This is a genomic window from Bradyrhizobium sp. HKCCYLRH3059 (assembly GCF_051168035.1).
GTDB lineage: Bacteria > Pseudomonadota > Alphaproteobacteria > Rhizobiales > Xanthobacteraceae > Bradyrhizobium.
In genome coordinates this window covers 247,926-261,966 of sequence record NZ_JBNPUF010000004.1, presented here as the reverse complement: position 1 = coordinate 261,966, position 14,041 = coordinate 247,926, and the positions used below count along the sequence as shown (strand labels likewise).

Annotated in this window: 15 protein-coding genes; 4 read left to right on the top strand and 11 right to left on the bottom strand. The window is 62.9% G+C overall.

Annotated elements, in window-relative coordinates; genetic code table 11:
- Positions 1-114: 114 nt before the first annotated feature.
- A complete protein-coding gene (locus ACQR13_RS15045; RefSeq protein WP_315751727.1) occupies positions 115-348 on the top strand; it encodes a DUF2171 domain-containing protein in 234 nt (77 codons plus the stop codon).
- A gap of 36 nt (positions 349-384) precedes the next feature.
- On the opposite strand, the gene ACQR13_RS15040 is transcribed toward ACQR13_RS15045, so the two are convergent.
- Together ACQR13_RS15040 and ACQR13_RS15035 are read right to left on the bottom strand one after the other, a co-directional pair.
- Entirely contained in the window at positions 385-966 is a 582-nt protein-coding gene (locus tag ACQR13_RS15040) for a DUF488 domain-containing protein (protein WP_315751726.1), read from the bottom strand.
- The gene (locus tag ACQR13_RS15035) at positions 963-1,199 is read right to left on the bottom strand and encodes a DUF2945 domain-containing protein (RefSeq protein WP_315751725.1); all 237 of its coding nucleotides are present in this window, start codon (positions 1,197-1,199) and stop codon (positions 963-965) included. Before ACQR13_RS15035 ends, ACQR13_RS15040 begins: the two co-directional genes overlap by 4 nt.
- Before the next feature lie 223 nt (positions 1,200-1,422).
- Between ACQR13_RS15035 and ACQR13_RS15030 the strand changes: the two genes are divergently transcribed.
- Positions 1,423-1,710, top strand: a complete 288-nt coding sequence (locus ACQR13_RS15030) for a hypothetical protein (protein WP_315751724.1) — start codon at positions 1,423-1,425, stop codon at positions 1,708-1,710.
- Between the two features lie 135 nt (positions 1,711-1,845).
- On the opposite strand, the gene ACQR13_RS15025 is transcribed toward ACQR13_RS15030, so the two are convergent.
- The gene (locus ACQR13_RS15025) at positions 1,846-2,058 is read right to left on the bottom strand and encodes a CPCC family cysteine-rich protein (protein WP_315751723.1); all 213 of its coding nucleotides are present in this window, start codon (positions 2,056-2,058) and stop codon (positions 1,846-1,848) included.
- A gap of 327 nt (positions 2,059-2,385) precedes the next feature.
- Between ACQR13_RS15025 and ACQR13_RS15020 the strand changes: the two genes are divergently transcribed.
- Positions 2,386-3,927: a hypothetical protein gene (locus ACQR13_RS15020; protein WP_434862947.1), complete on the top strand. Its 1,542-nt coding sequence runs from the start codon at positions 2,386-2,388 to the stop codon at positions 3,925-3,927.
- 111 nt (positions 3,928-4,038) lie between these two features.
- On the opposite strand, the gene ACQR13_RS15015 is transcribed toward ACQR13_RS15020, so the two are convergent.
- The 4 genes from ACQR13_RS15015 to ACQR13_RS15000 form a co-directional block, all read right to left on the bottom strand.
- Positions 4,039-4,284: a hypothetical protein gene (locus ACQR13_RS15015; RefSeq protein WP_316170443.1), complete on the bottom strand. Its 246-nt coding sequence runs from the start codon at positions 4,282-4,284 to the stop codon at positions 4,039-4,041.
- A 2-nt stretch (positions 4,285-4,286) separates the two neighbouring features.
- On the bottom strand, positions 4,287-4,655 hold the full coding sequence (locus ACQR13_RS15010; RefSeq protein WP_434862946.1) for a hypothetical protein: 369 nt from the start codon (positions 4,653-4,655) through the stop codon (positions 4,287-4,289).
- 154 nt (positions 4,656-4,809) lie between these two features.
- Positions 4,810-5,070, bottom strand: a complete 261-nt coding sequence (locus ACQR13_RS15005; RefSeq protein WP_315712249.1) for a hypothetical protein — start codon at positions 5,068-5,070, stop codon at positions 4,810-4,812.
- A 107-nt stretch (positions 5,071-5,177) separates the two neighbouring features.
- Positions 5,178-5,501 carry a hypothetical protein gene (locus ACQR13_RS15000; protein WP_434862945.1) on the bottom strand — a complete coding sequence of 108 codons (324 nt, stop codon included), beginning with the start codon at positions 5,499-5,501 and terminating at the stop codon, positions 5,178-5,180.
- 141 nt (positions 5,502-5,642) lie between these two features.
- On the opposite strand from ACQR13_RS15000, the gene ACQR13_RS14995 reads away from it, so the two are divergent.
- A complete protein-coding gene (locus tag ACQR13_RS14995) occupies positions 5,643-6,137 on the top strand; it encodes a protein-tyrosine phosphatase family protein (RefSeq protein ID WP_434862944.1) in 495 nt (164 codons plus the stop codon).
- A 314-nt stretch (positions 6,138-6,451) separates the two neighbouring features.
- Here ACQR13_RS14995 and ACQR13_RS14990 read toward each other — a convergent pair whose 3' ends face one another.
- From ACQR13_RS14990 to ACQR13_RS14975, 4 genes are all read right to left on the bottom strand, one after another.
- Complete coding sequence (locus ACQR13_RS14990) at positions 6,452-7,216, bottom strand: metallophosphoesterase (RefSeq protein ID WP_434862943.1); 765 nt, start codon at positions 7,214-7,216, stop codon at positions 6,452-6,454.
- 137 nt (positions 7,217-7,353) lie between these two features.
- Positions 7,354-8,670, bottom strand: coding sequence for a hypothetical protein (locus tag ACQR13_RS14985; RefSeq protein ID WP_434862942.1), 1,317 nt, complete (start codon positions 8,668-8,670; stop codon positions 7,354-7,356).
- Between the two features lie 176 nt (positions 8,671-8,846).
- Positions 8,847-9,281, bottom strand: a complete 435-nt coding sequence (locus ACQR13_RS14980) for a hypothetical protein (protein WP_434862941.1) — start codon at positions 9,279-9,281, stop codon at positions 8,847-8,849.
- A 478-nt stretch (positions 9,282-9,759) separates the two neighbouring features.
- Complete coding sequence (locus ACQR13_RS14975) at positions 9,760-13,536, bottom strand: vitamin B12-dependent ribonucleotide reductase (protein WP_434862940.1); 3,777 nt, start codon at positions 13,534-13,536, stop codon at positions 9,760-9,762.
- Positions 13,537-14,041 lie beyond the last annotated feature (505 nt).

Sequence of the window (14,041 nt, the reverse complement as noted above, 5' to 3'; positions counted from 1 at the left end):
GCGGATCACGCTGCGCTGATCCGCCCGACGGCTAGGTACGCGGACGGAACAGTTCGGGCACCCCGCCGGTTGAGGCAGTTTCAGACCCATCATCAGCCACGAAGGAGACGCGTCATGCAGGACATCAGGGAACACATGGAAGTCATCGGCGCCGACGGCGTGCATGTCGGCACCGTCGACCGCGTCGACGGCAACCGCATCAAGCTGACCAGGAAGGACAGCGGCGAGGGCAGCCACAAGGGGCATCATCACTTCATCGACAAGGGTCTCGTCGCCGAGGTCGAAGGCGACAAGGTGCGGCTGTCGGCCATCGGCGCCGTCGCGGTGACGATGGAGGAGGAGACCTAGCCTGCGGAGCGCGTCGGCTGCGCCGCGAGTTGCGTGTCATTCGTTGTTCGAGCCGGGATAGGTCAATTTGTCGCCGGCTCGCACCGCACCCTCAGATAACGTCGCCGCACGAACCTCGTCGTGGCCCATGAGATGATACACGGCGCGGCCGGCATCGATCAGGTAGTCGGCGACGATGCGACGATGACAGCGCCACCACACCGCCTCCGCGCACATGATGGCCGTGCGTTGCGCGGCCGACACGGTCAGCAGGCGATCGAAGCCGCGCCGGAAGTCATCGGACAGGGCGTAGTCAGCGTAATGATGGAAGCTCTTGTTGGTCCAGAGGCCGTTCGTGTCCGGTGAAATGCCGCTCGTCTTGCGCAGGCCGCCGAGCTCGGCAATGCGCAGATGGCCGATCTGATGGCGCGCGAGCTCGGCCGGCAGCACCTCCGAATTGTACTGCGGGTTGGTCCGCGAGCGCGGGATGCGCCTGATATCGACGACGAGCTGAACCTCGCCGGCCCGCAACAGCGTGACGAACTCGGCGATCGTCCGCATGGAGTGCCCGATGGTGAAGACGGGAAGCGCGTCGCGCGCCCGTGTCATTGCGGTCTTGGCGGGTGAGTGCTCGGTCATCCCTGCGAACCGCGAGCCTCATCGCCGCTCACCCTGGTCAAGGCGCTCTCCTTGTGAGCGGCGATGTGCTCGCTCTTGTCGCTCTTGATCTCGTATTGCGGAGAGTCCTTGCTGGCGCGGTGACGATAGCCCTTGTAGTCGAAGTCGCGCACATGCACCGCGACGATGCGTCCGGTCACGCGGCCGGCCTCCGAGTTCCAGGAGACGTGGTCGCCCTTCGCAAACTTGGTCATCTGTCTGCTCTGTAAACAGCCGCGATCCGCACTTCAGCCAGGAACGGCTCAGGCAAAGGCATGTTCCATCCATCGCTGGTCAATCCGCTCCGGCGAGCCGCGATTGCCTGGTCCCGCGGGATATCTGATCCAGATCAATCCGCAGCCGCCCGCGACCTTCAGAGTGCTCCTGTCGAGGTCGCGGCCGGATGGTCGATGTGACATGCAAAGGGAGAGCCGTTCCATGCGTACTTTTGCCTTCATGATCGTCTTGCTGGCGTCAGTCAGCCTCAATCCCTTGTTCGCTCAGGGGCAAGGAAAACCTTCCCCCAATCCCGCGGAGACCAAAGCGAGTTCAGGCGTGCCGGCAAGAGAGAAGGGGCAGTCGACCAGCGAACGTCAGAAGCAGCACACGCTGCATCGGATGGGACCCGGCATCGATTGGGACCACCGTAAGGCAGGTCGCGACTGGAAGATCTCTCCTCAGCGCGAGAAGAACGACGCTCATAGCAAACGAGACGGAGCGAGCTGAACGGCTCGTTCCCTGCGACATGACGCTAGCGCTTGGTGCTCGCCTGCGATCGCTATGCTGGCGTGGTGGCATCCAGCGATGACAACATCCGGCGTCTCCCGTCGGGCCGATGACGGTCCCGCATCGTGCGACGAGCTAGCGTTCGCCGTCCGCCGTCCGCCGGGGGAGACGGACGCACGCACGATGCGCCGCCTCCGAGGCGCCGAGGGTCTTGAAATTGGCGCGTGCCTCGGTCAGCGACAGCGCTCCATTGGGACCACCACGGACGAGGTCGGCATCGTGGTCGTCCTGGCCGTCGTCCTCCCAATAGCAGACCGGGCAGATCTCGAACCCGCCGCGCTCACCCAAGGGTGAGGAAGCGGCAGCACGGGCAGCGATAGCGCACCTCCGACGGCGGCTCGGTGACATCGCGATACATCAGGGCGTGATGATGCGAGTCTGAAAGACCTGCGTCAACGGCGAGCCGTCGGCGGGCCAAGCAGCGCGCATCTTTGCGAAGGCGATGCATTTGTCATAACAACTATAGGTTGATATTTTGATCGAGATGGGGACAAATCATCCTCGCCGAATCCGCGAGGCAAGCCTCACGCAGCGTTTCGCGTGGCTTGAGAGACGTGGCGTTTGGCCATGGTTCAGCTCCCGACCGGCTGGATTTCAATCACCAAGGAGTTTTTCATGCGCATTGGCTTTGCATTGTCGACCCTCTCCGTCGTCGTGGGATCGTCCGTTCTCGGCTGGGGCCTGACCGCGCCGCACCCCGCGCAGGCGTTCCTGGAGGACATCTGCATCCCGCGCGTGAAGGACGGCTTGAGGAATTGTCTCGCGCCGGCCAGCGCGTGCCGCAATCCGGCGGAGGCTCTCAACCGGGGCTGCCTGCTCGAGGCGGTGCAGTTCGCCGTCATCCCGCCCGGCCGCAGCATGGTCCACGCCGACTCGACCTATTTCATCGCCCAGGCGCTCGGCTATCGCGCCGACGTGGCCTATTGGATCGCCGCCTACAACGAGAATTCCGACTACGCGCAATATGCGCCGATCGATCAGTGCGGCGGGCAGGCGACATCGACCAATTCCGGCGCCAGCTACATCACCGCCAAGTTCAACGGCTTCCAGCGCACCAACAACACCACCGACGGGCCGCTGTATCATTACCTGCTGAACTTCTCGCCGAACGGGCAGGGCACCGACGTGCACGGCGCCAGCGGCGTGCAGGCGGTGTATCCGTTCCACTATCCGCCCCCCGGCTATCCCGTGACCATCGACAGCGTCTATCAGGGCACGCTGTACGATCTCCGGCAATGGGCGATGAAGCCCGACGACGGCCCGGGCCTGCTGTGCACCGCCGGATACACGGTGCCGAACGGCTCCTCGAACTTCAGCGGCCCGCAATGCCTGGCTGGCACGCCGATCAGCGGCAACGTACCGCTGCTGGAGAACTACGCCATCGGACCGGCCATCAACATCACCTCGGGACCGAAGGTGCTCGACAACAGCAACGGCGTCGTCGACTACACCCAACTCAAGTCCTGGCTGGACGACAAGAGCCGGACGACCGGCGTGCTGTTCGACGATCCCAGGAAGCCGCCGGTGCCGGTGCAGATCGCCCGGATCGGGCTCTATCTGCACTCCCTGCAGGATGCCTCGTCGCATGGCACCTTCTGCGGCGACGACGCGCCGTCGCCGCCGGGCGGCTCGGACGTCGGCAGCTACATGGCCATGAGCTCCGGCAGCATCAAGCTCAGCTTCGGCACCTATTGCGCGACGGGGCCGCATCTGGCGAGCCACGTCCAGGAGACCGGCACCGGCGACGCCAGCCTGCCGCTGCGCGACTATGTGGCGCTGAACAACACCGTCGACGAGCTGATCCTGTTCGGCAACAACGTCGCCAAGCCGCGCGGCTGGATCGTCAACCCGAGCCTCTTGCCGCCTGATGTCGTCGGGGCCAAGAGCGCGGCCGGTGACAGCGCCGCCGATTTGAAGTCGCGCCTCGTCGGCCGCATCGTGCAGGGCAAGCAATGGTCCCGCGCCGAGGTCTACAACTCTGGCGTGGTCACCCTGCCGCTGCAACGCACCGACGCCCAGGACCGGCTGAACACGATGAACGCCGCGCTCGGCGCCTATTCGAAGCGGCTGCTGGCCGCCAACCCCAAGCTGACCCCGCTGCGGCCAATGCCGGGCAATTCGTTCGACCCGAACGACAAGTCGGTGTGTTTCAAGTAGCGCCGTAGGGCAGGCAAAGCGCCGCCGCAAGGCGGCGCGTGCCCACCATTGCGAACCGCCCCTACGGGGCTGTCCGGCTCATCCGAGCCTCCTGATGTTTCGTGCGCCGCTTCAGGGGGATTCCGTCGTCGAGAGCGTCTTCCAGAGCAGATATCCGCCCAGCACGATCAGGATCATCGGCATGAGCGGCAACGGCAAGGCAAGAAGATCCCACAGGCCGGCCGCAAGAATGATGACCCCGATGACCACGCCGAACCTGTCGACCTTTAGGCTCCGTTGCGTCCGCACCATCTGTGCGCCCAGGATGAGGATGCCGACGCCCACCAGGAACCAGCCCCAGGGAAGCCCTGCGAGCATGACTACGCCGAGCCAGATGAAGAATACGGCCCAAGCGGCTGAATCGATTTGACGGTGCGGATCGGGCGCGTCGTGGGATGGGACGAGAGATGCTTGCGAGTCGGCCATGATACTGCCTCCGCTTCTCTGACGATGACAGCTTGATGCGGATTCACTTCGACCCTGTTGATGCAGGTCAACCAAAGCGCGCGGGAAGCGCGTGGTCGTGTCCACAGCGTGGCGCCCGCAAAGCGCACGCCCGCGAGCACGACCGCCTCGTCTTCTAGGGGATGCACGCCGAACCGCGCCGCCTCGGCGCGCGCCAGCTTCAGCTCTTCGGGAAAGGTGCGGTGATCAAATTCATGGTTGCCCATCACCATGACGATCGGCACGCCATGATGTGGAGGTTCATGGCGGGCAGGGAGGTGGAGCCCAGGGCTCGCTGCGTAGGGCGCGTTAGCGAAGCGTAACGCGCCGATCTGGTCGAGCGGCGGATTACGCTCCGCTCATCCGCCCTACGCTTGCTAACGCTCCTGGTCCGGCCGATCAGCACCATCCCTTCTTCCAGTGGCCTGGCGGACAGTGATGACCGCGCCACCCCACCTTTCGGCCGCGACTCCAGCCGAAGGCCCGGTGACCGCCGCCGCGGCCCCAGCCGTGACCATGACCATGGCCATGACCGCCTCTCACCTCGATGAGATCAGATGCGCCGCGATCGACCTGAAGGGGAGCGCGAGGCAACGCGCTGGCGGGCACGATCAGCGCGGTTGAAATCGATGTTGCAAGGATGAAGATCGCTTTGCGCATGTGACTCCTCGGATGTCTGGAAGATGAACTGAGAGGCTTACGGCTTTTCTGTGTCTTCAAGCGAAAGGGGGGGCCGAGAAGCGGGATCGTTCCCGTTCGCGCGCCCACTACTTCCTATGCGTGCTGGAGCCGGTGGTCGTCATGCGCTGGCCAGGAGCGCTCTCGGAATGCCCCGGGCCGGCGGCGGTGTTGCTCTGATGACCGGGCGCGTACTCCGAAGCGCCGGGCGCCGTCGACGGCTTGCTACGCTGCATCTGCTGACCGGGCGCTTTCTTCGACGCGCCGTGCGAACTTGCGCCGGTCTCTGCGGCGAACACAGGCGAAGCGGCGAACAGAGCCGCCGTCAAGACGATTGCCATCTTCATGAACGAACCTCCTTCGTTGTTGGGTTCGTAGTAAACTGCGGCGTGTCGGCGATCGTTCCGCTGCACCGGGAAATCCTGGGGATCGAGTAGCGGACGCGGTATGATGTTCGGGCGGCCTGAGAGTGCATCCGTCTCGGCAGCCGCGATCCCGGATGTCGCTCTCGCTCATCCAGGTTACGAACGCTCATTCATGACAGGAGCATCACCATGTCCCGCCTGCACTGGATCGACTTGCCCACCGCCGGCCGGCTCGCTATCGCGGCGCGGCCGCGGGCGGAAGACTGGCTGGCAGAGGACATCGCGGCCTGGGTGGGCGAGGGCATCGCCGTCGTCGTCAGCCTGCTGGAGCCGGCCGAGGTTCATGACCTCGGCCTGCAGAGCGAGGCCGCGCTGTGTCGGTCGCAAGGCATGGCCTTCGTGTCATTTCCGATCCCCGACCGTGGTCTTCCTGAGAGCCGCAGCGTAGCGTTGCAGCTCGCGCACGACCTCGCCGCGCGGCTGACGGACGGCCAGACGGTCCTGATCCATTGCCGCGCCGGCATCGGCCGCTCCGCCGTCATCGCGGCCTGCGTGATGATTCGGCTGGGCATTGATGGAGCTGAGGCCTTCGACCGGATCGCCGCCGCACGCGGCGTGCGCGTGCCGGATACGGAAGATCAGCGGGAGTGGGTGAGGACGTTCGAGCGCAAACAGATCGAGTAAAGTGCAGCGTCACTGTAACTCCCGCTGCGGCCGATGCCGGGGAATTCGTTCGCGGCGGGCGACAAGGCGGTGTGCTTCAAGTAGCGCCGGAGGCCGAGCCAGCAGAAGGGTGCGTGTTCTCTCCCCACGTCATTCCGGGGCGCGCGAAGCGCGAGCCCGGAATCCATACTCACAGGCCGCGGGGCTGGGCACACATCGCCGCGGCCTGCATCTCGCAACTCATAGCCGCTCGTGCTTATGGATTCCGGACTCGCGCTTTCGCGCGCCCCGGAATGACGGAAGAGAGAGCCTGCCCAGCCACGCCGAGCAGGCGACTACACCTCCACCACCAGCTCCGGATCGAAATCCGGGTTCTCGCGGCCATAGCCGTGCGGGTTGCAGATCACGCGGGTGGTGCCGACGCGATAGTCCGAGGGCGTGTGGATGTGGCCGTGGATCCACAGTGCCGGCTGGGTGGCGAGGATCAGCGCGGAGAGATCGGAGGCGAAGGCGGCGGTGGTCAGGTCGTCGCGATAGCGCTCGGCGACCGAGCCCCAGCCGGGGGCGTGGTGGGTGACGACGACGGTCGGGCCGTCGAACGGCGTCTCCAAGAGGTCCGTGAGCCAGGTGCGCGATGTCAGGTGCAGGCCGAGCGCCTCCCGCGGCGTGAACCGCAGCCACGGCTCGTCCTGCCAGATGATGCAGCGGTGGTCGTGCATCGTGTCCCCGCAGGCGGCCATGGCCTCCGCCTCGCTGCCGGGGCCGAAGATCGCATAGTCGGTCCACAGCGCGGCGCCCGCAAAGCGTACGCCCGCGAGCACGACCGCCTCGCTCTCCAGGAGATGCACCCCGAACCGCGCCGCCTCGGCGCGCGCCAGCTTCAGCTCCTCAGGGTAGGTGCGGTGATAATATTCATGGTTGCCCATCACCATGACGACCGGCACGTCCTCGGCCACGATCTCGCGCAGCCGCGCAAACCCGTTCACCGCCCCCTCGCAGACATCACCGGCGACGACGACCACATCGACCCCGGGCAGGGCGTTGATCGGCTTGATGTCGGCCATGTCGGCGTGGAGATCGGAGAAGATGTGGAGGTGCATGGGGCAGGGAGGTGGAGTCCAGGGCTCAAAGCGTAGGGCGCGTTAGCGAAGCGTAACGCGCCACTCCAGTCAATCGGCGGATGACGCTCCGCTAATCCGTCCTACGCTTGCTAATGCTGATGACCGCTCTAGGTTTGTTACATCCAGATGGCTTGTTGTACGACAGCGCGGATACGTTGTATTTTAGCGGGACCAAAATAATCGATAGCATCAAGCGTATCGTCCTGCGCTGATGCAAGTTCCCCGACAGTGTTAATACCTGCGTCTCGTAAGCGCCTAATCATGTCTTGGGTCAAGCCATATGGGTAAGCCGGAGACTTCGCCAGCCCGGTAACAGGTCGATCGAGAATGGAGAGCCCATGCTCTGGGGGTAACATCGGGACCCGAACGCTTTGAAGTGCCGACCCGGTCAGGTGGAACTCTGTGGGATCTGCTAAACCGTCAAGCCAGCCGTCGATCATTTCACTTGTAAGTCGGCTTGAACTAGCGCTCCCCTCAATAAGATTGCACAAGTTCAACGCGAATACCGGACCGCGCCCGCCAGATTTCATCGCCCTAGAGGCCTCGCGCCTTGCTAGGAAACCAAGATACTCCAGAATTTCGAATAGTTTTGCAAAGTTACTAACGATCTGTCGGTGAATAAGAACTCGATCAGGAGTTACGCCACGATTGCTGCGATCCTTCACGTTTAGGATCAAGGCTTCAAAAAGCTCGCGGGCCGGCTCGACGAGTGGCTCATAGACGCCTAGTTTCGGAGCTACTTCTTCCATAAGCGGCCAGTAGTAGTCTGTAGCCATATTCAGAAAGCACTTGTTTATATCGGGAATTCCGATTTTTTCGACATTGTCAAACCGATTACATGCCAAAATGAATCCCCTCATATTCCCAACGACTGCTCTTCCGAGCAGGTTTGCGAATTGATTCGGCGAGACGCGATCTGAAAAGATCTCTTTGGTTGCCAACTTCGGATAGCGAGCCCTTATCACTTCAGGAAAAAATGTGGATACGGCAGCGACGTCAGATCGGCTGATGTCTATGACGGTCGCGTCATTGAAAACGTCGAATCGAACGCCAAACTTTGTCACTCCAGGATAAATCGACGCTTTACAAGACGTGATATTGCTTGAAAGAGTCCGGAAGAGATCAAAAAAGACCTCCAAGGGCTTTTCACGACCAATGTGTGCAGCGTCGTCAAAAAGCAGAACGATCCGCCGCTGCAAAAGCTGGGAGAGTTTTGTTAGCCCGAGTTGAATCGAAAGCTGGTCAGACGCGCGAGGAAAGTCGAGGCCGATTTCGCGCGTGAACAATTCGCCTTGGACCGCAGTCGACAAGAGAATGCAAAAATGTTCGATGTATTCTGCGCCATCTGATTGGAGTAGAGGTAGGTAGCGAAGGCTTACATAGACAGGAAAGATGTCTTGGGATGCTTTCATTCGTCGATGAGATTCGATCATAAGAGCGCTCTTCCCGCTGCCCCGCCCTCCGCGGATCAGCACTGGGCCGTGTGCACTCAGTTTTCGAATTATTACGTCGTCGTGAGACGTGAACCTGTGCAAGTCCTCAAAGCGGTCCGGGGGGCATTCCTCTGCCGCGAGTATTAACGTAGATTCTACTTGATCATCATGATCGGTCACGGAACAATCCTTCGAAAGGCTTCATAGGCCTCAAGCGCTTGGGCTGGCTGCAATCTCGCGTAAGCAGTGGGAATGAAGTGTGAAGCAAGCCCAAGGAGTCCTAATAGCAAGAATGTGTCGCGGATTCCTTCTTTCACGGTGGACTCTCCGAACACCAGAGCGCTGGAGAAAAATTCCCAGTGCACTCCCTTTGAAAGGGTTGAGTACAACTGTGAACTTCTTCCGCGGACTTCCTTGATGAAGGTTTCGGAATCGATGTTGACTACGTCCGCGCTTGCGGCGCCGGTTGGTGTGCTCGAAATATAGTCAAGCATATCATTTATGGCTGGCTTCCAGAACAGGTGTTCAACATGTGGAGAAAATAGCGCCCGACTGATCTTAATTATATCGGCTTCCAGATTCCAAAGAGATCCAGCAGCTTTCTCGGGCAATATGTCTCCGGTCCAGGAAAATGAAGACTTGGCTCGTTCGCCGAGTCTGTACTCAGGCTGTGTCTGAAACTCGCTGAGGTAGAGAATACGGAAACAGTCAAGGCGGCCGAGAAGCGCGGCACACCCATTCTCTAAGAGAACTCTCGCGCAGAACGGCCCGAACGTGCGAGCGTCATCTGTGAATTCGTTGTTTAGGAACCGTACTGCTCTATCCGAGAAAGATCGGATAGATCCAGAGAGTTGATTTAATGCAAGCTGAGCAGGTCCAGGAGAGGCGCTTTGGCCGCATAATAAAACTTCCATTCCGGACATAATTGTCGGTCCAGCCTTAGCAATTCAAGGATGCGAATATCAATTTCTGGTCGTTACAGTAGACGATTTTGATCCCAAGGAAAAGGCGGCCCTTAGGCCGCCCTCAAGATAGCGATCAGTGCCCCATGCGACAGCAGTGGAGCTTGCCAGCAGTTCAAAACCTATTTTACGAACACCCCGTCGTACTTCCGCACGTATCGCACTTCATGCACGTCCCATTCCGCACCAGCGTGAAATTCCCGCACTCCGAGCACATCTCGCCTTCGTAGCCCTTGGCCTTGGCTTCGGCGCGGCGTTCGGCCTTGGAGGCGCCTTGCGCGTTGGCCGTGCCGGCCTTGCTCCATTGCAGCGCCTCGAGCTTCTCGGTGGGCGAGAGGTCGTGCTGCGGCTCCTGCTTCAGGGCGGTGGCGCCTTCGAGGGCGTCACCGGTGCGGGCATGGGAGAGGGCGGTGAGATTCACCCCACCCCGATCGGAAGCGGTGCTTCCGATCGACCCTCCCCCTGCAGGGGAGGGTGACGAGGAGCCGCCGCGCATCACCACGAGGTTGTCGGTGCGGGAGCGGGTCAGGCCGCGCGAGACGTATTTCGCGGCTTGCTGGCTCGGGCCATCCTCCGACGGCTTGCCTTCGTCGACGCCGCGGCCGAGGGCGTCGAAGTTGCTCTCGGAGGGGTCGACATGGGCGAGGTCGAAGCGCGACATGTAGCTGACGGCGAGCTCGCGGAACACGTAGTCGAGGATCGACGTCGCATACTTGATCGAGTCGTTGCCCTGGACGGGACCTGCCGGCTCGAAGCGGGTGAAGGTGAAGGCGTCGACATACTCCTCCAGCGGCACGCCGTATTGCAGGCCCAGCGACACCGCGATGGCGAAGTTGTTGATGAAGGAGCGAAGTGCCGCGCCCTCCTTGTGCATGTCGATGAAGATCTCGCCGAGGCGGCCGTCATCATACTCGCCGGTGCGCAGGTAGACCTTGTGGCCGCCGACGACCGCCTTCTGGGTGTAGCCCTTGCGGCGATCCGGCATCTTCTCGCGCTCGCGCATCACCACGATGCGCTCGACCAGCTTCTCGACGATCTTCTCCGAGACCTGCGTGGCGCGCGCGGCCATCGGCTTGTCGTAGAAGGACTCGACCGGATCGTCCTCGTCCTCATCGTCGGCGATGAGCTGCGAGTTGAGCGGCTGCGACAGCTTCGAGCCGTCGCGGTAGAGCGCGTTGGCCTTCAGCGCGAGCTTCCACGACAACAGATACGCCGCCTTGCAGTCCTCGACCGTGGCGTCGTTCGGCATGTTGATGGTCTTGGAGATCGCGCCCGAGATGAACGGCTGCGCCGCTGCCATCATGCGGATGTGGCTCTCGACCGAGAGATAGCGCTTGCCGATCTTGCCGCAGGGATTGGCGCAGTCGAACACCGAATAATGCTCGGCCTTCAGATGCGGCGCGCCCTCGACCGTCATCGCGCCGCAGATGTGCACGTTGGCGGCCTCGATCTCGCGCTTGGTGAAGCCGATCGCCGTGAGCAGGTCGAAGGTGGGGGCGGCGATCGCCTCAGTGGTGACGCCGAGCTGCTTGACGATGAAGTCCTCGCCGAGCGTCCACTTGTTGAACACGAACTTGATGTCGAACGCGGTCGGCAGCGCCTTCTCGACCTTGGCGATGGCCTCGTCGGTGAAGCCCTTGGCCTTCAGGGTGGTGGCGTTGACGCCGGGGGCGTTCGACAGCGAGCCGTGGCCGACGGCATAGGCCTCGATCTCGGCGATCTCGCTCTCGCGATAGCCGAGCACGCGCAGGGCTGCGGGCACGGCGCGGTTGATGATCTTGAAGTAGCCGCCGCCGGCCAGCTTCTTGAACTTCACCAGCGCGAAATCAGGCTCGATGCCGGTGGTGTCGCAGTCCATCACCAGGCCGATGGTGCCGGTGGGGGCGACCACGGTGACCTGGGCGTTGCGGTAGCCGTTGGTCTCGCCGAGCGCGAGCGCGTCGTCCCAGGCCTGGATGGCGTGGCTGACCAGCGAGACCTGCGGGCAGTGGGCGTGGTCGAGCGGCACCGGGGCGACCGAGAGCGCCTCATAGCCGGTCGCCTCGCCGCGCGCGGCGCGGCGATGGTTGCGGATGACGCGCAGCATGTGCGCGGCGTTCTTCTTGTAGCCGGGGAAGGATCCGAGCTCGCCGGCCATCTCGGCGGAGGTCTTGTAGGCGATGCCGGTCATGATCGCCGAGAGCGCGCCGCACAGCGCGCGGCCTTCCTTGGAGTCGTAGGACAGGCCCATGGTCATCAGCAGGCCGCCGATATTGGCATAGCCGAGGCCCAGCGTGCGGAACTCGTAGGACAGCTCGGCGATCGCCTTCGACGGGAACTGCGCCATCAGCACGGAGATCTCGAGCACGACCGTCCAGAGCCGGCAGAGATGCTCGTAGGCGCCGACGTCGAAGTGCTTCGTTTCCGTGTTGTAGAACGTCAGCAGATTGGCCGAGGCCAGGTTGCACGCGGTATCGTCCAGGAACATGTATTCCGAGCACGGATTGGACGCGCGGATGTCGCCGGACGCCTTGCAGGTGTGCCAGTCGTTCATCGTGGTGTTGAAGTGCAGGCCGGGATCGGCCGAGGCCCAGGCGGCGTGGCCGATCTTCTCCCAGAGGTCCCTGGCCTTCAGCGTCTTGACGATCTTCTTGTTGGTGCGGCCGATCAGGCTCCAGTCGCCGTCGGTCTCGACCGCGCGGAGGAAGTCGTCCTTCAGCGACACCGAGTTGTTGGAGTTCTGGCCGGACACGGTCAGATACGCCTCGGAGTCCCAGTCCGTGTCGTAGATCGGGAAGTCGATGTCCTTGTAGCCCTGCTTGGCGAACTGGATGACCCGCTTGATGTAGTTGTCGGGCACCAGCGCGCGGCGCGCGAGCTTGATCTCGCGGCGCAGCGCCGGGTTCTTCTCGGGATCGAAGCAGTCGTCGCCGGAGCCCTCGCAATTGACGCAGGCCTTCATCACGGCCTTGAGGTGCTTCTGGTTGATCTTGGAGCCGGTGACCAGCGCCGCGACCTTCTGCTCCTCCTTCACCTTCCAGTCGATATAGGCCTCGATGTCCGGATGGTCGGCGTCGACCACCACCATCTTGGCGGCGCGGCGGGTGGTGCCGCCCGACTTGATCGCGCCGGCAGCGCGGTCGCCGATCTTGAGGAAGCTCATCAGGCCGGACGAGCGGCCGCCGCCCGACAGCCGCTCGCCTTCGCCGCGCAGCCGCGAGAAGTTGGAGCCGGTGCCGGAGCCGTATTTGAACAGGCGCGCCTCGCGCACCCACAGGTCCATGATGCCGCCGTCATTGACGAGGTCGTCCTCGACGCCCTGGATGAAGCAAGCGTGCGGCTGCGGATGCTCGTAGGACGACTTCGACTTGGTCAGCTTGCCGGTCTTGTAGTCGACGTAATAGTGGCCCTGGCCGGGGCCGTCGATGCCGTAGGCCCAGTGCAGGCCGGTGTTGAACCATTGCGGCGAGTTCGGCGCGACCATCTGCTTGGCGAGCATGACGCGGAGCTCGTCGTAGAACGCCTGCGCGTCCGCTTCCGAGGAGAAGTAGTTGCCCTTCCAGCCCCAATAGGTCCAGCAGCCGGCGAGACGGTCGAACACCTGCTTGGCCGAGCGCTCGCTGCCGTAGCGCTCGTTCTCAGGCAGCGCAGCCAGCGCCTCGGTGTCGGGCACCGAGCGCCACAGCCAAGACGGCACGCTCTCTTCCTCGACCTTCTTCAACTTGGCGGCAACGCCGGCCTTGCGGAAATACTTCTGCGCCAGCACGTCGGAGGCGACCTGCGACCAGAACTCGGGGACCTCGACATTCTCGAGCCGGAACACCACGGAGCCATCCGGATTCTTGATCTCGGACGTGGTCAGGCGGAAGTCGATCCCTGCATAGGGCGACTGTCCTTCGGTGGTGTTGCGCCGTTCAATCCGCATCGCGAGCCCCAATAGTTCTTGCCGGACCGCGTTGTTGGCGGCCGGGATCATTGCATCCAAGGGCGGCGGCTGGAAGTCCCCGGACGCTGCCGGAAAATTCGTCTGCCGCCGCAGTTCAACCGGTTGCCCGGTCCGCATCTGTTCAGCCTCGAAGGCGAAGGCCTTGCGCCGTTGTCCGGCGTCTCGCCCCGTCTTCCTGCGCGGGGCGTGCAGCCCGTCCGCTGCCCGCACCGTCCGTTCTCAACGCGTCACTCCCGCCGTTCCGCTCCGTCGTCCCTGCAGGGGAGGCCCCCACATCTAGTGGGTTCCCCGTTGGGGCGCGGCGGCGCAGCGATGGTCCACAGGGCAGACGGCGACCCACGCCCGCTGCCGTGGCGACGGCGGCGTGGTCGTCTTCGAACCCTCTCAAGGGAAGCGGCCGGCCAGACCCGAAACATGACTGTGCGCCGAACCGGGCCGGAAGCTAGGACGACTCCGCTTCCCGCGTCAAGGACTAGTGGGGGTT